Source organism: Vibrio sp. V19_P1S1T109 (assembly GCF_002241375.1).
Classification (GTDB): Bacteria; Pseudomonadota; Gammaproteobacteria; order Enterobacterales; family Vibrionaceae; genus Vibrio; species Vibrio anguillarum.
Window position 1 is genome coordinate 1 of record NZ_NDIM01000014.1, and the last position, 17,117, is coordinate 17,117.

The 17,117-nt window shown below is 45.2% G+C and carries 16 protein-coding genes and 9 tRNA genes; 9 read left to right on the plus strand and 16 right to left on the minus strand.

The annotated features are described in order from the left end of the window. Positions 1-934 (plus strand): malate dehydrogenase (gene mdh, locus B9J87_RS00945; RefSeq protein ID WP_141201524.1); only part of this gene is annotated, 934 nt, incomplete at its 5' end. A 293-nt stretch (positions 935-1,227) separates the two neighbouring features. Beyond that, positions 1,228-2,634, plus strand: a complete 1,407-nt coding sequence (locus tag B9J87_RS00950; RefSeq protein ID WP_094149201.1) for a basic amino acid/polyamine antiporter — start codon at positions 1,228-1,230, stop codon at positions 2,632-2,634. 97 nt (positions 2,635-2,731) lie between these two features. On the opposite strand, the gene ispB is transcribed toward B9J87_RS00950, so the two are convergent. Further along, the gene (gene ispB, locus B9J87_RS00955) at positions 2,732-3,703 is read right to left on the minus strand and encodes an octaprenyl diphosphate synthase (protein WP_094149202.1); all 972 of its coding nucleotides are present in this window, start codon (positions 3,701-3,703) and stop codon (positions 2,732-2,734) included. Positions 3,704-3,975: 272 nt separating this feature from the next. Between ispB and rplU the strand changes: the two genes are divergently transcribed. The 6 genes from rplU (at position 3,976) to folA (ending at position 7,840) form a co-directional block, all read left to right on the plus strand. After that, the gene (gene rplU / locus B9J87_RS00965; RefSeq protein WP_010320620.1) at positions 3,976-4,287 is read left to right on the plus strand and encodes a 50S ribosomal protein L21; all 312 of its coding nucleotides are present in this window, start codon (positions 3,976-3,978) and stop codon (positions 4,285-4,287) included. A 21-nt stretch (positions 4,288-4,308) separates the two neighbouring features. Then, positions 4,309-4,566, plus strand: coding sequence for a 50S ribosomal protein L27 (rpmA, locus tag B9J87_RS00970; RefSeq protein ID WP_010320621.1), 258 nt, complete (start codon positions 4,309-4,311; stop codon positions 4,564-4,566). 221 nt (positions 4,567-4,787) lie between these two features. Beyond that, complete coding sequence (cgtA, locus tag B9J87_RS00975; RefSeq protein ID WP_017050648.1) at positions 4,788-5,960, plus strand: Obg family GTPase CgtA; 1,173 nt, start codon at positions 4,788-4,790, stop codon at positions 5,958-5,960. Positions 5,961-6,076: 116 nt separating this feature from the next. Further along, complete coding sequence (locus B9J87_RS00980; RefSeq protein ID WP_013857840.1) at positions 6,077-6,838, plus strand: threonine/serine exporter family protein; 762 nt, start codon at positions 6,077-6,079, stop codon at positions 6,836-6,838. Continuing rightward, on the plus strand, positions 6,826-7,314 hold the full coding sequence (locus B9J87_RS00985; RefSeq protein ID WP_013857839.1) for a threonine/serine exporter family protein: 489 nt from the start codon (positions 6,826-6,828) through the stop codon (positions 7,312-7,314). Before B9J87_RS00980 ends, B9J87_RS00985 begins: the two co-directional genes overlap by 13 nt. A 43-nt stretch (positions 7,315-7,357) precedes the next feature. Then, positions 7,358-7,840: a type 3 dihydrofolate reductase gene (gene folA, locus B9J87_RS00990; RefSeq protein WP_094149203.1), complete on the plus strand. Its 483-nt coding sequence runs from the start codon at positions 7,358-7,360 to the stop codon at positions 7,838-7,840. A gap of 46 nt (positions 7,841-7,886) precedes the next feature. On the opposite strand, the gene apaH is transcribed toward folA, so the two are convergent. The 6 genes from apaH to lptD are packed head-to-tail and all read right to left on the minus strand — an operon-like array spanning position 7,887 to position 14,678. Further along, complete coding sequence (gene apaH / locus B9J87_RS00995; protein WP_094149204.1) at positions 7,887-8,702, minus strand: bis(5'-nucleosyl)-tetraphosphatase (symmetrical) ApaH; 816 nt, start codon at positions 8,700-8,702, stop codon at positions 7,887-7,889. 11 nt (positions 8,703-8,713) lie between these two features. Continuing rightward, positions 8,714-9,094 carry a Co2+/Mg2+ efflux protein ApaG gene (gene apaG, locus B9J87_RS01000; RefSeq protein WP_013857836.1) on the minus strand — a complete coding sequence of 127 codons (381 nt, stop codon included), beginning with the start codon at positions 9,092-9,094 and terminating at the stop codon, positions 8,714-8,716. Positions 9,095-9,154: 60 nt separating this feature from the next. Continuing rightward, the gene (gene rsmA / locus B9J87_RS01005; RefSeq protein ID WP_013857835.1) at positions 9,155-9,961 is read right to left on the minus strand and encodes a 16S rRNA (adenine(1518)-N(6)/adenine(1519)-N(6))-dimethyltransferase RsmA; all 807 of its coding nucleotides are present in this window, start codon (positions 9,959-9,961) and stop codon (positions 9,155-9,157) included. Between the two features lie 13 nt (positions 9,962-9,974). Further along, entirely contained in the window at positions 9,975-10,967 is a 993-nt protein-coding gene (gene pdxA / locus B9J87_RS01010; protein WP_094149205.1) for a 4-hydroxythreonine-4-phosphate dehydrogenase PdxA, read from the minus strand. Next, positions 10,957-12,252 (minus strand): peptidylprolyl isomerase SurA, encoded by a 1,296-nt coding sequence (gene surA, locus B9J87_RS01015; RefSeq protein ID WP_064624316.1) that lies wholly within the window; start codon positions 12,250-12,252, stop codon positions 10,957-10,959. The genes pdxA and surA overlap by 11 nt, the downstream gene beginning before the upstream one ends. Before the next feature lie 56 nt (positions 12,253-12,308). After that, entirely contained in the window at positions 12,309-14,678 is a 2,370-nt protein-coding gene (lptD, locus tag B9J87_RS01020) for an LPS assembly protein LptD (RefSeq protein WP_094149206.1), read from the minus strand. Positions 14,679-14,827: 149 nt separating this feature from the next. Between lptD and djlA the strand changes: the two genes are divergently transcribed. Next, positions 14,828-15,682 (plus strand): co-chaperone DjlA, encoded by an 855-nt coding sequence (djlA, locus tag B9J87_RS01025; RefSeq protein ID WP_088720789.1) that lies wholly within the window; start codon positions 14,828-14,830, stop codon positions 15,680-15,682. A 121-nt stretch (positions 15,683-15,803) separates the two neighbouring features. On the opposite strand, the gene B9J87_RS01030 is transcribed toward djlA, so the two are convergent. From B9J87_RS01030 to B9J87_RS01070, 9 genes are all read right to left on the minus strand, one after another. Continuing rightward, positions 15,804-15,879: transfer RNA gene (locus B9J87_RS01030), tRNA-Asn, on the minus strand. A gap of 30 nt (positions 15,880-15,909) precedes the next feature. Further along, positions 15,910-15,985, minus strand: a tRNA-Thr gene (locus tag B9J87_RS01035). Positions 15,986-16,019: 34 nt separating this feature from the next. Continuing rightward, positions 16,020-16,095 (minus strand) — tRNA-Asn (locus B9J87_RS01040). A gap of 15 nt (positions 16,096-16,110) precedes the next feature. Further along, positions 16,111-16,186 (minus strand) — tRNA-Thr (locus B9J87_RS01045). Positions 16,187-16,241: 55 nt separating this feature from the next. After that, a tRNA-Phe gene (locus B9J87_RS01050) sits at positions 16,242-16,317 on the minus strand. A 386-nt stretch (positions 16,318-16,703) separates the two neighbouring features. Further along, positions 16,704-16,779 (minus strand) — tRNA-Asn (locus tag B9J87_RS01055). A 36-nt stretch (positions 16,780-16,815) separates the two neighbouring features. Beyond that, positions 16,816-16,891 (minus strand) — tRNA-Phe (locus B9J87_RS01060). A 6-nt stretch (positions 16,892-16,897) separates the two neighbouring features. Continuing rightward, positions 16,898-16,973: transfer RNA gene (locus B9J87_RS01065), tRNA-Thr, on the minus strand. Positions 16,974-17,028: 55 nt separating this feature from the next. Further along, a tRNA-Phe gene (locus B9J87_RS01070) sits at positions 17,029-17,104 on the minus strand. Positions 17,105-17,117: the final 13 nt, after the last annotated feature.

Below are 17,117 nucleotides of genomic sequence, written 5' to 3' on the forward strand. Positions count from 1 at the left end.
GAAAGTAGCTGTTATTGGTGCCGCTGGTGGCATCGGTCAAGCCCTAGCACTTCTACTTAAAAACCATCTTCCTGCTGGTTCCGATCTGGCGCTGTATGACATCGCACCGGTGACTCCGGGCGTTGCTGCCGATCTAAGCCACATTCCTACTCCCGTATCGATCAAAGGCTATGCTGGCGAAGATCCAACACCTGCGCTTGAAGGTGCGGATGTAGTCCTTGTTTCTGCTGGTGTCGCTCGTAAGCCGGGTATGGATCGCGCGGATCTGTTTAATGTTAACGCTGGCATTGTGAAAGCGTTGGCTGAAAAGATTGCGGTTGTCTGTCCAAAAGCCTGTGTGGGCATTATCACCAACCCTGTCAATACAACAGTACCTATTGCAGCGGAAGTCTTGAAAAAATCAGGCGTTTACGACAAGCGTAAGCTATTTGGTGTGACAACGTTGGATGTGATCCGCTCAGAAACGTTTGTCGCGGCGCTAAAAGATAAAAACCCTAGCGAGATTATTGTGCCTGTGATTGGCGGCCACTCAGGCGTCACTATCCTTCCTTTGCTTTCACAAATTGAAGGGGTTGAGTTCACGGCTGAAGAAGTGGAAGCACTAACTAAGCGCATTCAAAACGCAGGCACCGAAGTGGTGGAAGCGAAGGCGGGTGGCGGCAGTGCAACACTGTCAATGGGTCAAGCGGCTTGCCGTTTTGGCTTATCATTAGTCAAAGCACTACAAGGTGAACCAGGTGTTGTGGAATGTGCCTACGTTGACGGTGGTAGTGAGCATGCTTCATTCTTTGCACAACCGATTAAACTCGGTAAAGAGGGTGTCGAAGAAGTGTTGAGCTATGGTGCATTGAGTGCCTATGAACAAGCCGCGTTAGATGGAATGCTGACAACACTGAAAGGTGATATTCAGCTAGGTGTTGATTTCGCCAAATAAAGAATAACCTTATCTTATACAAAAATGCCGCTTGCTCATCCAAGCGGCATTTTTTATGGTTTTTACCAATATTTTTGTATGATGATGCTTTGAACTGTGTAATATGCGGTTTTTTTTACTGAGCAGTGCATTATTTTCGTCGTGAACTTACAAACTTTTTGATCCCTAGCAATGAATTTGACTATTGACTCACTATCTCAGTGACCGCGATCACATAGGGATTGATGTCTGGTAAATATGTTCTCTAAAATAGCGCCTTCCTCTAATGTGTAAACACTCACTGGATAGTTCCCATGGATAATAAGCTTGGTTTGGGCTCACTGACAGCACTGGTCATTGGTTCAATGATTGGCGCTGGTGTTTTTAGCCTGCCACAAAACATGGCCTCAGTCGCCAGCCCTTTGGCGGTAATGATCGGTTGGGGGATCACCGGCGTTGGTATGATCTTTCTTGCGCTCTCTTTTCAACAACTTGCCATTCATAAACCTCATATTAATAGTGGCGTATTTGGTTTTGCTCGAGAAGGATTTGGTGACTTTGCGGGTTTTTGTTCCGCATGGGGTTACTGGTTTAGCGCCATGGTGGCTAATGTCTCTTATCTGGTAATTGTTTTTAGTACCTTAGGCATGTTGTTTGATACACCAGATAACGTGATGTTTGGGGCGGGTAATACGTGGCTTTCCATTGGGAGTGCATCGGTATTACTTTGGTTGGTGCATGCGTTGGTCAAAAAAGGAGTACAAACGGCCGCATTCATTAATCTGATTACCACCTTTGCTAAAATGATCCCTCTCGTGGTGTTCATCATTTGTGCCGCTTTTGCTTTTTCTTGGGACAAATTCACATTGGATTTTACAGGCTTACACTTCGGTGTTGGCCATGATCTGCTGGATCAAATAAAAAGCACCATGTTGATCACGGTATGGGTGTTCATCGGAATAGAGGGAGCGGTTGTTGTGTCAAGCCGCGCTCGCCACCGTGCTGATATCGGTAAAGCGACTATTCTCGGTTTGCTTACGGCGTTGACCATTTATGTATTGGTCACCTTATTGTCGATGGGCGTGATTAAACCGGTTGAATTGGCGCAATATCAGAACCCTTCAATGGCCAAAGTGCTGACGACTATTCTTGGTCCTTGGGGTGAGTACATTATCGGTGTTGGCTTAATTATTTCGGTGTGCGGTGCTTTTCTTAGCTGGACGGTCCTGGCCTCCGAAGCGCCATTTTTATGTGCTAGAGATAAGATGTTTCCTGCCATCTACGCCGAGCAAAACGAAGCGGGGAGCCCAGTAAAAGCCTTAACTCTAACCAATGTCTGCATTCAGGTCTCACTGATTCTGGTGATGTACGCAGGCAGCACCTACGATACGCTGCTGATCTTCGCTTCAGAAATGATCCTTGTTCCCTATTTTTTGATCGGCGCCTTTACGTTAAAGATCGCGATTGAACAGAAGAATAAAGGCAAACTTTTGGTAATAGGTTCTTGTGCCACCATTTATGGAATTTGGCTTTTGTATGCCTCTGGTTTGCACTATTTGATGCTCTCCGCGCTACTCTACTTACCTGGGCTCTATTTCTACATGAAAGCCAAACGAGAGCAGGGCATTCATCCTTTTCAAGGCAAAGAAAAGTTAGGAGCTTGTGCTTTAACGATCGTGGCTGTTTTTGCATTTGGCATGATTTGGCAAGGCGGGTTTTAAATAACGCTTAGAATCAAAAAGAGCCTCAATTGAGGCTCTTTTTGTAGCGGTGCATTTCTAGGCAAAGGTCGATTCTTCGTCCAAGCTAGCTGCTGTTCTACTTTGTCCTATTCACAGCCATATGAGCTAGAGCTATCAGTGCTTGTTTATATTCACTTTCTGGCAGGATAGACAGCTCATTGATCGCTTTATCGGCTTCTCCGAGCGCTTTGTTGGTTGTGTATTCAAGCGAGCCTGTCTGTTTCATTGCCGCTAGAATTGCATCCAGCTGTTCCATGCCATTGGCTTTTTCGATGGCCTCACGGATCATCTCTTTTTGTTCGGGTGTACCATGCTGCATTGCGTACAATAGAGGAAGTGTTGGTTTGCCTTCCGCTAAATCATCGCCCACATTTTTGCCCATTTCACTGCCATCAGAGGTGTAATCCATCACGTCATCAATGAGCTGGAAAGCTGTGCCAAGGTACTTACCATAGTTCTGTAGTGCTGTTTCAATTTCAGGAGAAGCGTTACTTAATATCGCACCAATCTGGGTCGCTGCTTCAAACAAACGCGCCGTTTTCGAGTAGATCACCTGTAGGTAATTTTCCTCGGTAGTGTTTGGATCATTACAGTTCATCAATTGTTGCACTTCGCCTTCAGCGATAACGTTCACCGCATCGCTCATCAGCTCAAGGATCCTTAACGATCCTAGTGTAGTCATCATTTGGAAGGAACGCGTGTAGATGAAATCCCCCACTAACACGCTCGCTGCATTGCCAAATGCCGCGTTCGCTGTTGCTTTGCCACGGCGCATATCCGATTCATCGACAACGTCGTCATGCAACAAGGTTGCCGTGTGGAGGAATTCAATAAATGCAGCGGCAGTCGTGTGCGCTTCACCTTGATAACCAAGGGCTCGAGCCGACAAAATAGCCAGCAAAGGACGCAGACGTTTCCCACCTCCGCTGACGATGTAGAATCCTAATTGATTGATTAAAGATACATCAGAGTTGAGCTGAGCTTGAATCGTTTCATTCACTTTTGCCATGTCATCGGCAGTAAGCGTTTGGATAGCTTTAAAATCCATGGTTAATCCGGCTGAAGTTAGAACCTATAAGGTGTTGTGTTCTTCTATAATTCTCGAATAATACACTAAAAAACGTTGATTAATACAAGGCTTAAAGGCATGATTGCGCCACTTTTCATTGGCGATTAGCTTTTCGCCAATTTTTTCAAAATATGGCTTGTCTTGGGGTACTCATTCGCGTAGAATCTGCGCCCTATTGATGATTAGTTTAGCGCACACCCAAATTGCTCAAATAAAAAGCATACGGCTGTGCGGAAAGAGCGGAGTAAAATATGTACGCTGTTTTCCAATCTGGTGGTAAACAACACCGTGTAAGCGAAGGTCAAACTCTTCGTTTAGAGAAATTAGACGTTGAAACTGGTGCAACTGTTGAATTTGATAAAGTTCTACTAGTTGCTAACGGTGAGCAAATCACTGTTGGTGCACCTCTTGTTGAAGGCGGTAAAATTACTGCTGAAGTAGTACAACACGGTCGTGGCGATAAAGTTAAAATCGTTAAGTTCCGTCGTCGTAAACACTCTCGTAAACAACAAGGCCACCGTCAGTGGTTCACTGAAGTGAAAATCACTGGCATCAACGCTTAAGTAATTTAGGAGAGTTTAACAATGGCACACAAAAAAGCTGGCGGTTCTACTCGTAACGGCCGCGATTCAGAAAGCAAACGTCTTGGTGTTAAGCGTTTCGGTGGTGAATCTGTTCTTGCAGGTAACATCATCGTTCGTCAACGTGGTACTAAGTTCCACGCAGGCACTAACGTTGGTATCGGTAAAGACCATACTCTTTTCGCTCTTACTGAAGGTAAAGTGAAATTTGAAGTTAAAGGTCCTAAAAACCGTAAATTTGTTAGCATCGACGCTGAATAAATTTATACCTAACTGAACTCAAAAGCCCTGCCGTTACGGTGGGGTTTTTTATTTATCAGCCGAACAGAAAAGAAGACACTCTAATCACTAGAGTTTCTCCTTATGTGTTCCAATTGTGGATAAAACGAAGGATGATCACGGTCGATCCTGAATGTGTATCTGCTAGAATTTATATCATTGTGTGACAATGATATCGCAACGCAAAGAGCGTGGAGTAACAAATGAAATTCGTTGATGAAGCGATAATTAAAGTCGAAGCGGGTGATGGCGGTAACGGTGTCGTGAGCTTTTGGCGTGAAAAATTCGTGACGAAAGGCGGCCCTGATGGCGGCGATGGCGGCGATGGTGGCGACGTTTATATCCAAGCCGATGAAAACTTAAATACCTTGGTTGATTACCGATTCCAACGCTTTTACGCTGCTGAGCGCGGCCAAAATGGTGGCGGTGCTAACTGTACAGGTAAGCGCGGTAAAGACATTACTTTGAAGGTGCCTGTCGGGACTCGAGCGGTTGACATTCACACCAATGAAGTTGTGGGTGAAGTTGCAGAGCATGGCAAAAAAGTGATGGTCGCTAAAGGTGGCTGGCATGGTTTAGGTAATGCTCGCTTTAAGTCATCCGTTAACCGTGCACCACGCCAAAAAACCATGGGTAAAAAAGGTGAGGTGCGCGAATTACGCCTTGAGCTTTTACTGTTAGCTGACGTGGGTATGCTTGGCTTGCCGAATGCGGGTAAATCAACCTTTATTCGTTCTGTTTCAGCAGCGAAGCCAAAAGTCGCTGATTACCCCTTCACTACGCTGATCCCAAGTTTGGGTGTCGTGAGTGTGGTTCCTGAGAAAAGTTTCGTGATCGCTGATATTCCGGGCTTGATTGAAGGCGCGGCCGATGGTGCTGGTTTAGGTATTCGCTTCTTAAAGCACTTAGAACGTTGCCGAGTGTTGCTGCATATGATCGACATCCTTCCTGTTGATCAAAGTGATCCTGCGCAAAATGCGCTGACCATCTTTGATGAGCTAGAGCAATACAGTGAAAAAGTGTCACAAAAACCTTGTTGGTTGGTGTTCAACAAAGTTGATCTGATGCTTGAAGAAGAAGCCGATGAAAAGATCCAAGAGATCTTAGATGCGCTGGCTTGGGAAGGGCGATACTTCAAAATTTCGGCAGTAAACCAACAAGGTACGGCGGATTTGTGCCGTGAGTTGGCTGACTATATGGAAACGTTACCTCGTGAGCAGGAAGAGCTCAGTGAAGCTCAGAAAGTCGATTTCATGTGGGATGATTACCATAAAGATGAGATGAACAGCCAAAATGTGATCACTGAAGATGGTGATGACTGGGATGATTGGGACGACGAAGAAGATGACGGTCACGTTATCTATGTTCGTGATTAATTTTCCTGAATTGATTGAGCCGCAATAATTATTGCGGCTTTTTTATAGCTAAATCATATTTAAAGCACCCAATTTCGGGCACACTATTGGGCTTTTAGGACGTTCGGAAAGGAATCATGACATCCAAACAGAGGCTTGTTTCTCGATTGATCGCCCAAGCTGGGCAAATGTTGTTGGCTCATGGCGCGGAAAGTACACTGGTGGGCGATATTATGCGTCGCATGGGAGCGGCGTGTGGCATGAGTGAAGTGGAAGTATCGCTCTCGGCGAGTTCACTTGTGCTAACCACGGTTTACGATGGCCATTGCATTACGACTGCGCGCCGTTGTCCTGATCGTGGGATCAATATGCGGGTAGTGACGCAAGTCCAGCGCATCTGCATCATGATGGAAAAAGGGATTTTAGATTATTCCCTTGCGCAGAAAAAACTCAATCAAATCAGCCCTGAACGCTACAACCGTTGGTTGGTTGTGGTAATGATTGGTCTCTCTTGTGCTGCATTTGCTCGTTTAGCTGGCGGAGATTGGACGGTGTTTACGATGACGTTCATTGCTTCTGCGGCGGGTATGATTGTGCGCCAAGAGATTGGGCATCGCCAATTTAATCCGCTTGTCAACTTTACGGTGACCTCATTTGTCACTTCGATCATTTCAGCGCAAGCTATCATCTACCAGCTAGGCAATAAACCAACCATTGTGATGGCTTCTTCTGTACTGATGTTAGTCCCCGGTTTTCCTTTAATTAATGCGGTCGCGGATATGCTTAAAGGTTATATCAATATGGGTATTGCCCGTTTTGTGATGGCAAGTTTGCTGACGCTGGCAACGAGTTTGGGCATCGTTGCGGCGATGAGCGTGACGGGTGTATGGGGGTGGTAGCGATGGATTGGATGAATTTATTACTCGGTTTAGCCAATGATATGTTTTTTGCTGCAATCCCAGCCGTTGGTTTTGCTTTGGTGTTTAATGTTCCTGTACCAGCCCTAAAATATTGTGCGTTAGGTGGTGCGATTGGTCATGGCTCACGTTACTTAATGATGCAATTTGGAATTCCCATTGAGTGGGCGACTTTTTTTGCTGCAACTATCGTTGGAATGATTGGCGTGCGTTGGTCGCGTAAATTTTTAGCTCACCCTAAAGTGTTTACGGTAGCGGCTTTGATCCCAATGGTTCCCGGGGTTTTTGCCTTTAAAGCGATGATTGCAATGGTTGAAATTAACCATCTTGGTTTTACGCCAGAGCTGCTGGCGATACTGATGGATAATTTTTTAAAAGCGATGTTTATTATCGCGGGCTTAGCGGTTGGCCTTGCGGTGCCGGGTTTGTTATTCTATCGGCGCAAACCCATAGTGTAAGGGCATGGGCTATCTTTCGTGATGACACTTTAGGATCTTATTTATGATCATCAGCATGATTGCCGCGATGGCAGACAATCGGATTATTGGTAAAGACAATCAAATGCCATGGCATTTACCGGCAGATTTTGCATGGTTTAAACGCTGTACGTTGGGCAAACCAGTGATCATGGGGCGAAAAACTTATGAGTCTATTGGTCGTCCGTTACCTGGTCGCCATAATATCGTGATCAGTCGTGATGCTTCATTGGCAATTGATGGGGTGAGTATTGTCTCTTCGATTGAAGAAGCTATTGAGGTTGCGGGTCATGTGGATGAAGTGATGATCATTGGTGGCGGCTCTATCTATCAAGCCTGTATGCCACAGGCCAATAAACTATACCTCACCTTTATTGACTTAAATATTGAGGGAGATACGCAATTTCCCGAGTGGGGGAGTGAGTGGCAAGAAGTTCATCGTGAAATGTATCAAGCGGATGACAAAAATGCTCACAACATGCAGTTTGTGGTTTTTGATAAGCACTAGAGGATTTCGGATCGATATTAAGCAACGATCCGGATCTTTTTATTCGTTAGCCTTTATGGGTTAACGCTGGTTGAGTGAAGTAGTGTTTATCTTCCCAGCGTAGCATGGTCAAACATCCTCCCCACACACAGCCAGTATCAAGCCCTATCACTTCGTCGCTGCGGTAACCTTCTAACGCAGCCCAGTGGCCAAATAGGACTGTTTTATCGAGTTTAAGGCGTTTGGGTAGGGCAAACCACGGTAACAATTCTTCATCTTTTATTTCTTGAGGGGGAAGTTTGCACGCCATATCAAGACGCCCATCAGCAAAGCAAAAACGCATCCGAGTATAGGCATTGATGGTATAGCGATAGCGGTCAATCCCTTCTAGCTTCGAGCTCCACATATCAGGTGTGTTGCTGTACATCTGCTCGATAAGCCAACGCCAACGATCACTTTGCAAAATACTTTCGACTTCTTTTGCTGCTTGACGTGCAGTTTCAAGATCCCACAGAGGAGAAATCCCCGCATGGCACATAACAAAGTCAGCATGTTCAGCGAGGAGCGGTTGATGGCGCAACCAAGTGAGCAGCTCTGTTGCATCGTTCGCTTGTAATATGGGTAAGGTTTTATCACGAGGTTTACATGGGTGGATGCCCAGCGAGACGGCCAGTAGGTGAAGATCGTGATTGCCTAGAACGATACGTGCCGCACTACCCAATTGTTTGATAAAACGTAGCGTTTCTAGAGATTTAGGGCCTCTTGCAACTAAGTCGCCAGCTACCCACAGTGTGTCTTGTTGTGGTTGGAATTGCACTTGAGCCAATAAACACTGTAGTTCATCAAAACAGCCTTGAATGTCGCCGACAATATAGTTCGCCACGGCTACCTCTTTTAATTTAAAACATTAGGAATAGCGAGACGAAAAGGCTCAATTTCAACAATAAATTCAGCGTCCGCTTCATCTAACATAATGTAATGACCTTGCATAACACCGACTGGCGTTTCTAACGCCGTACCACTGTTATAGCGGTACTCATCATTGGGCAAGATAATCGGTTGTTCCCCGACCACGCCATCACCTTCCACAGACATCTGTTTGCCATTCGCATCGGTAATTAGCCAACGGCGGCTCATCAGCTGTACCTGCTGGTTGCTGAGGTTACGGATGGTGATCACATAGGCAAAGATATAGCGGTGTAAATCGGGATTGGACTGCTCGGGGAGATACTGGGTATGGACTTGGATTTTGATACAAGGTTCAGAGATATCCATGTTAACTCCTTGTTTTTATAGATGAGCGATAGACATTGGCCGTTTATCGCTCAATCGTTATTAGGCGTGATGAGCGTCTAACCAGTTTGCCATAGCAACAAACTGTTCAAGTGTTAGGTTTTCCGGGCGCATGCCAGGGTTGACCCCAAGTTCTTCTAGCGTTTCCACTTCAATCAAACCTTTGTAGCAGTTACGTACGGTTTTACGACGTTGGTTAAAACCATCTCGGCAGACACGCTCTAACCATTTCATGTTTGTCGTGGGATGCGGCAGTACTTCATAAGGCACCAAACGCACCACGGCTGAATCAACTTTCGGTGGCGGTACAAAAGCCGTTGGCGGAACTTCCAACACAGGAACCACTTTGCAGAAATACTGCGTCATAACCGTTAAGCGCCCGTAAGCTTTACTGCCGGGACCGGCAGCTAAACGATTGACCACTTCTTTTTGCAGCATGAAGTGCATATCTTGAATATCTTTATGAAATTCAAATAAGTGGAACATTAATGGCGTTGAAATGTTGTATGGCAAGTTGCCGAAAATGCGCAGTTTATTATTCGGTTTCACCAACTGCGTGAAGTCAAAACGCATCGCATCACCTTCATGAATCGTCAATTTACTCGATAATTCTGGGTGGTTGCGCAGGCGCTCAGCTAAGTCACGGTCTAGCTCAATAACAGTGAATTTATCCACTTCGCGGCCGACTGGCTCAGTTATCGCTCCAAGACCGGGGCCGATCTCAACCAAATTTTGTCCCGGACGAGGGTTAATCGCAGAGACGATGCCATCAATAATGTATGGATCGTTTAGGAAGTTTTGACCAAAACGTTTACGCGCTTTGTGCCCTAAGTGGACATCATTTCTCATAGTTTTCTCGAAATTAATTAGGTTTCTTTTCTACCAAGTCAATCGCGTAGGCGAGTGCTGTTCTAAAGCTCCCTGTATCCGCAAGCCCTTTCCCTGCCAATTCGAGTGCGGTGCCATGATCGACCGATGTTCTTATAAAGGGTAGACCAAGAGTAATATTTACTGAACGACCAAAGCCTTTGTACTTTAATACGGGCAGGACTTGGTCGTGATACATGCCTAAAACAGCATCGGCATCTTGCAAGTATTTGTCATTGAAGATGGTGTCGGCTGGTAGTGGGCCAATCAAATTAATGCCATCTTGTTGACGAATTTTTTCTAGCGTTGGAGTGATGGTTTCTATCTCTTCACGGCCCAGACAGCCATCTTCTCCCGCGTGTGGGTTTAAACCACACACATAAATTTTGGGTTGAGCAATGGCAAATTTTTCCACCAAATCTTTATGCAAAATAGTGATGATTTTTTCTAACCGCTCGACCGTTACTGCCTTTGATACATAAGCCAGTGGAATATGTGTTGTCACTAGCGCGACTCTCAACCCTTCTGTTGCGAGCATCATAACCACCAGTGGAGTATTAGATTTTTCAGCAAAGAATTCAGTATGGCCGCTAAATGCAACGCCAGCTCGGTTGATCACCCCCTTGTGCACAGGGCCGGTGACAATAGCATCAAATTCATCATTCATACAGCCTAAAGCTGCTCTTTCTAATGTATTTAATACATAATGTCCATTGGCTTCATTCAGTTTCCCCGTCATCACCGGTGCGCCGAGGGGAATATGATCCACTACTAACCGTCCCGCCTGCTGTGGTTTTGGTGCAGAGGTGACTGAGTAGTCTTCCAATATAACGTCAATATTGAGCTCTTTAGCGCGCTCTGCAAGCAAGCTTTTGTCCGCGCATACCACCAGTTGATGTGCCCAATCTTCTTTTGATAAGGCCAGCACCAAATCTGGGCCAATACCCGCGGGCTCGCCAGCGGTAACCACGATGCGTTTAATTGTCATCTTGGTTGTCCTGTATAATTTCTACAAAGGCACTGGCACGCATTTCTTGTAGCCATGCGCTGGCTTCTTCATTGAATTTTCGATTAAAAAGAATGCGATAAGCTTTGTTTTTCAGTGCAGAGTCGGTGCGGTCGACTTCACGGCGATCAAGTACTTCGACAATATGCCAACCATGAACGGTTTTAAAGGGTTCGCTGATTTGCCCAACCGATAATGTTTCGATTTGATGTTGAAACTCCGGCACGTACAGATCCGGTGTTTGATAACCCAATTCGCCATTTTGCGCCGCAGAGCCGGGATCTTGGCTGTATTGCTGCGCCAATTCACCAAAGGTCGCTTCACCTGCCTTAATGCGACGAATGAAGTCATGTAGCTCTTTTTGTACGCCGTCATCGCTTAAAATGACCGTGGGTTTGATTAAAATATGGCGTGCATTAACTTCCGTGACCGCGACGGTTTCTAATCCTTTGACGTCATCAATTTTAAGAATGTGGAAACCGACGCCACTGCGAAATGGCCCAATAATAGAGCCTTTGTTTTGCATTTTGATTTGGTCGGCAAAAATTGTCGGCATTTCTTCTTTGCGCATCCAGCCCCAATCACCACCTTGCAGCGCTTTCGGACCTTTTGAATAGGTATAAGCCATGGTGCTGAAATCCGCTCCTTGGTTGAGTTTTTCGACTAAGGTTTTGGCTTGCTGTTCTACTGCAGCCTTATCTTGAGTGTCGTCAACACGCAGTTGGATGTGGCTGATTTTATATTGCACCGTTGCATTGGTTTCTTGCGCAAGAATATTGGCTAAGTTGTCCACTTCGTCCGGTAATATATTGATCCGGCGACGAACTAAAGCATTGCGCGCTTCACTTGCTGCAATTTCTTTACGTACTTGTTCGCGAAATTCGGCATAAGTCAGCCCTTCAGCAGTAACAGAAGCGTTAAGCTGTTCCAGGGTTTGATTATTGTTTTTCGCGATGTCGGCGATCGCGTCACTGAGTCGGTTATCGTCAATGCGAACGCCAATGCGTTGTGCTTCTTGTTGCTGAATGGTATCAATAATCAATTTTTCAACCACTTGCTCACGCAGCACTGTGTCTTCGGGTAGCGTTTGACCATTTTTCTTTGCATTAATGGTCAAGGTTTTTAATGCACCATCAATGTCACTCTGTAAAATAACGCCACTATTGACGATGACGGCGACGCGATCGAGCTCAACAGGAGCAGCGTATGCGGTGTTTAGGCTTAATGTTGCCATCAATCCAATCAGTGTGTGTTTCCACAATTTCATTTGTAGTCCTATCAAAATGAGCAAAGGCCTTTACGCTTAAGCAAAGGCCGGATAAATTAGTTGTTTAGGAAAAATGGACGACCATAACTTAATGAATTTCCAGCGCTGTCTACGCCCGTCGTTCCGGAACCTGCACCAATCGTGGTGCCAAAACCGACAATACCAAAGTTCAAACTAAAGTTATTTTCGTAGAGTGGCGTAGCATTAGGGTCAGTAACAAAATCACCATCCCATTTCCGCAGTTGATTACTATAAGTAAAACCAATATACCAACAATCTGAGGTGTAGCTTAGGTTAGCCAGCCACTCCAGGCTCTTTTCCGTGGTTAAATCGTAGAAGTACTGTCCGCTAGCATTCCACTTTTTGGAGATCTGATACCCAGCCAGTAAACCGGCTTGTGAAATGCCATCTTTGGTAATGGCATTAATATTGGTAATTGTATCGCCAACGGTATTATCAATATACTCTTTGGTGACGTAACGATAGTTAGTTTGAATGTATCCAGAACCCACTCGGTACTCGAGAGTACTATTGGCGAGCTGCATCGTACTGCTATCAATGTCGTATTGGACCCCGCCATGATAGAAGAGCAAATCATCATAGTTGAAGTCCATTTCGACGGCCCAAGCCGAATAGTTGGAAGTGTTGGCTGAATTATCTCCCTCATTAGGGGAGGAATTCTTGAGATCTTTTTTGAGGTAAAAAATCTGGCCAAAAGAGATATTTAAACGTTCTTTATACTGATCGTCGAAAAACCGTGAAGAGGCACCGTAGCTGATCTGATTTGCTGGGGCAATATAATCGACACCACTATATTTACGGCTGCGGAATAAACCATAATAATCGGTTTGCAGTAGCGTTGTATCGTACAGCCCGATATTGCGCTGATCTTCTCTCGGTACATACAGGTATTGAATCTGCGGCTCAAGTGTCTGCGTATAGTCATCAAACAGAACCGTATCTCTTTCCAGTACTAATCCCGCATGAGTTCTAAATTCCGGAATGATGCGTGAAACGCTCTCTTTTAGGTCTTTATAGTTATCCGAATTGAGGTCAACACCGCTGAGATCTTGTTGGTAATAAGTACCAAGCACTCGCGCTTCGGTTGTCCAAGTGCCCCAGGTGTTACTGATAGGAATAGTAAAGCCCGGTTCAATGTGCGCTCGGGTGGCTGCAGGTTTTCCTCTTGCATCGGTTTCAAAACGCGATAGATGGCTCACCATATCAAAGTTCAAATACGGTAATAATTCGGGCGCATAGTAATTAAACGCAATCTGTGGCATCAAGCGATAGGGTTGGTTGGTGCTAGTTTTGTCTTCTGTAAGCAGCTGAAAGTCGCGAACCAGTATCGATGAATCCCAATTGTGGGTCCGGTAGGTGGCTTTACCTTCTTGGATAAGCTGACCATCTTCTCGGTTACCGATACCTGAGTCTAAATCACTAAAGTAGCTAATGTCACTGACTTGAGAGTAGTCAATTTCAAACTTCCAAGCTTGGTTGAAAATACCACTGTGTTGGTATTGGAAGCCCCAGCGGCTGCCCTTTTCCGGATGTTTTTGGTCATCAGGTAAATATTCAGATTTAATGTTACCTGTACCAAAATCATTCAGATAACGGAATTCACTGTTTAATTGCGTACCGCGTTCTTGCATGTATTTAAAGGTCGTTTCTAGGTCATAGTTTGGCGCTAAGTTCCAATAAATAGGTACTTGGGCTTCAAAACCATCGCTAGAACCGTAAGAAACGGTAGGGTATAAAAATCCCGTTTTACGTGTGTCGCCAATCGGCACCGTAAGAAATGGCAGATAAAAAATCGGAATATTTTGAATCTCGAAGCGCGGATTATAAAAAGTGGCTTGCTCTTCATTTTGGTCAATATCAATGCTGGATGCTTTCAATCGCCATGCATTATTGCCTTCAGGGCAAGAGGTAATCGAACCATCTTCTATCTCATAAACGGCCTTACCCGTTTTGGAAATATACACAGCTTCACCACGGCCGGGTTCACACAAAAATTGATATTTTGTGTTCTCTAATGTCATTAAATCCGTATTAAGATTGTTGGTGGCTTTGTCAGAAATGGTCCTTACTTCACCGTCACTGAAGTTGACATTACCTTGCGCAACCACAATATTATCTTTCTGATGCAGGGTAACGGTATCCGCTAGAATGCGTTTTTTACCTTGAACAACGACCACATTGCCTGAGTAGTTTGCGCGTTCACCGTTCACGGCTTCTAGCGTATCAGCCTCGACATTAATCGGTTGCTGACTTGAGTTTTCTGCTTCAGGTTCGTTGATCAAACATTGATCTATAGCGGGCATTTCCTGCACACTATTGTCTAACATAGCTTCTGCTTGAGTCTGTGGCACAAAAAGAGCTGCGCTAATTGAAGCGGCTAACAAGGTGCGGGAAAAACATGACATCGAGTTGTACTATCCTGTTTGAACTTGATTGATTCGGAAGATGGATGGCCGAATGTAAAATAAAACGTTTCTTATCATAAAGGAAATTGAAGCTCCCGGCACTATCAGACCGCTTTACTCCTGAAAAATTCATAGATTGAGAGCACATAATGCATATTTTTGGCAAAATTCTTGGCGCTTTTTTTGGCTTCTTATTTGGAGGACCGTTTGGCGCATTTTTTGGTTTGTTTCTCGGGCATCAATTTGATAAAGCTCGTCGTTTGAATCAAGCGGGGTTTAAAACTGGCTCATTTGGTTCTGGGCCAAGCCAAACTGAGCGACAAGACGAATTTTTTAAAGCCGCTTTCGCGGTCATGGGCCATGTTGCTAAAGCGAAAGGGCAAGTCACCAAAGAAGAGATCCAGCTAGCTACCATCATGATGGAGCGTATGAACTTACATGGTGAGCAACGTAAAGCGGCTCAAGATGCGTTTCGTGAGGGGAAAGAGAGTGGTTTTCCTTTAGAGGAAGTGTTGGAGCGTGTGCGCCTTTCGACGGGTGGACGCTTTGACTTGTTGCAATTTTTCCTCGAATTGCAAATATCAGCCGCGTTTGCCGATGGGGATGTTCACCCTAGCGAGCGCAATGTACTGCACAAAATCGCTCGTAGTTTGGGTTTCTCATCCGATCAACTGGAAAGACGCTTGCGTATGCAAGAAGCGGCCTTTCGTTTTCAACAAGGCGGAAATTTTGGTGGCCAACAACAAGGCTACCAGCAATCTGGGCAGTGGCAACAAGCCGCGCAAGCTGAACGCCTCACTGATGCTTACGATGTGTTAGGCGTGAGTAAAGATGCGGATGCTAAAGAGATTAAACGTGCCTATCGCAAATTGATGAATGAGCATCACCCAGATAAATTGATGGCCAAAGGCTTACCACCAGAGATGATGAACGTTGCGAAAGAAAAATCGCAAGAGATCCAAAATGCGTACGATTTGATTAAGAAAGAGAAGGGTTTTAAGTAACCGGCTATCGTGAATTACCGCGAACGTTCCAATCGATTGAGCTGGTGCAAACTGGCTCTTTTTATTATGAGCATACGCAAGACACAAAAAAAGCCAAGTTTGAAAACTTGGCTTTAGAAAGTGGCTCCCCCTGCAAGACTTGAACTTGCGACATACGGATTAACAGTCCGCCGTTCTACCGACTGAACTAAGGGGGAACGAATGTTTGCTTATCTTATGCAGATAAATGGTGCCGACTACCGGAGTCGAACTGGTGACCTACTGATTACAAGTCAGTTGCTCTACCTACTGAGCTAAGTCGGCGCCGAATCAATAAGCAGTGCTCATTGATGAAAAGTGGCTCCCCCTGCAAGACTTGAACTTGCGACATACGGATTAACAGTCCGCCGTTCTACCGACTGAACTAAGGGGGAACAGGTTTTAAAGAATGGTGCCGACTACCGGAGTCGAACTGGTGACCTACTGATTACAAGTCAGTTGCTCTACCTACTGAGCTAAGTCGGCACATTTTTATCTTTAATTTTATTGTCTGTGCTAGGCACCAACAATTTAGAAACTGTGGTGCCCGGAGGCGGAATCGAACCACCGACACGAGGATTTTCAATCCTCTGCTCTACCGACTGAGCTATCCGGGCGACGGGGTGTATTAAAAGGTTTTTCGCATTTAACGTCAACAGTAAAATGCAAAAAAAATGTCGTTTGTTGTTTTTCTATACTTAGTGACTCGTTTTTGCCCATTTTCGTTAAAAATTAGTGTCAGATTAGATAGGGAAAGAGGCGTTGAAAAGAAAATAGGAGCTTTGAATGGAGCAAATAGCGAATAAAAGCGCGTTGAAAAACACACGTTTATCCGCTTGGTTACACTAAAGGAGCAAACTCACCAGACTGGTTTTAGTTTTTGACGGAAAATGGACTGACCCATAATTCAATCGTTGTAGAGGTAATCGTTGTAGAGGTAGAGGGGATTGGATAAATATGACGGACAATAAAAAAGCCAAGTCGTTAGACTTGGCTTTAAAAGTGGCTCCCCCTGCAAGACTTGAACTTGCGACATACGGATTAACAGTCCGCCGTTCTACCGACTGAACTAAGGGGGAATTATCTGTGTAAGTCTAAGACTTCGCACCAAATAATGGTGCCTCGAGGCGGAATCGAACCACCGACACGAGGATTTTCAATCCTCTGCTCTACCGACTGAGCTATCGAGGCAATAAATGGTGCCGACTACCGGAATCGAACTGGTGACCTACTGATTACAAGTCAGTTGCTCTACCTACTGAGCTAAGTCGGCGCACTTTATTTATTGCTTGCTGCTACTTTAACAAAAGCACCAACAATTTAATTTGTGGTGCCCGGAGGCGGAATCGAACCACCGACACGAGGATTTTCAATCCTCTGCTCTACCGACTGAGCTATCCGGGCAACGGAGCGCTAT

Coding starts and splice junctions, on each gene's coding strand:
- B9J87_RS00950 (WP_094149201.1), top strand. CDS start 1,228: ATGGATAATAAGCTTGGTTTGGGCTCACTGACAGCACTGGTCATTGGT.
- ispB (WP_094149202.1), bottom strand. CDS start 3,703: ATGGATTTTAAAGCTATCCAAACGCTTACTGCCGATGACATGGCAAAA.
- rplU (WP_010320620.1), top strand. CDS start 3,976: ATGTACGCTGTTTTCCAATCTGGTGGTAAACAACACCGTGTAAGCGAA.
- rpmA (WP_010320621.1), top strand. CDS start 4,309: ATGGCACACAAAAAAGCTGGCGGTTCTACTCGTAACGGCCGCGATTCA.
- cgtA (WP_017050648.1), top strand. CDS start 4,788: ATGAAATTCGTTGATGAAGCGATAATTAAAGTCGAAGCGGGTGATGGC.
- B9J87_RS00980 (WP_013857840.1), top strand. CDS start 6,077: ATGACATCCAAACAGAGGCTTGTTTCTCGATTGATCGCCCAAGCTGGG.
- B9J87_RS00985 (WP_013857839.1), top strand. CDS start 6,826: ATGGGGGTGGTAGCGATGGATTGGATGAATTTATTACTCGGTTTAGCC.
- folA (WP_094149203.1), top strand. CDS start 7,358: ATGATCATCAGCATGATTGCCGCGATGGCAGACAATCGGATTATTGGT.
- apaG (WP_013857836.1), bottom strand. CDS start 9,094: ATGGATATCTCTGAACCTTGTATCAAAATCCAAGTCCATACCCAGTAT.
- rsmA (WP_013857835.1), bottom strand. CDS start 9,961: ATGAGAAATGATGTCCACTTAGGGCACAAAGCGCGTAAACGTTTTGGT.
- pdxA (WP_094149205.1), bottom strand. CDS start 10,967: ATGACAATTAAACGCATCGTGGTTACCGCTGGCGAGCCCGCGGGTATT.
- surA (WP_064624316.1), bottom strand. CDS start 12,252: ATGAAATTGTGGAAACACACACTGATTGGATTGATGGCAACATTAAGC.
- lptD (WP_094149206.1), bottom strand. CDS start 14,678: ATGTCATGTTTTTCCCGCACCTTGTTAGCCGCTTCAATTAGCGCAGCT.
- djlA (WP_088720789.1), top strand. CDS start 14,828: ATGCATATTTTTGGCAAAATTCTTGGCGCTTTTTTTGGCTTCTTATTT.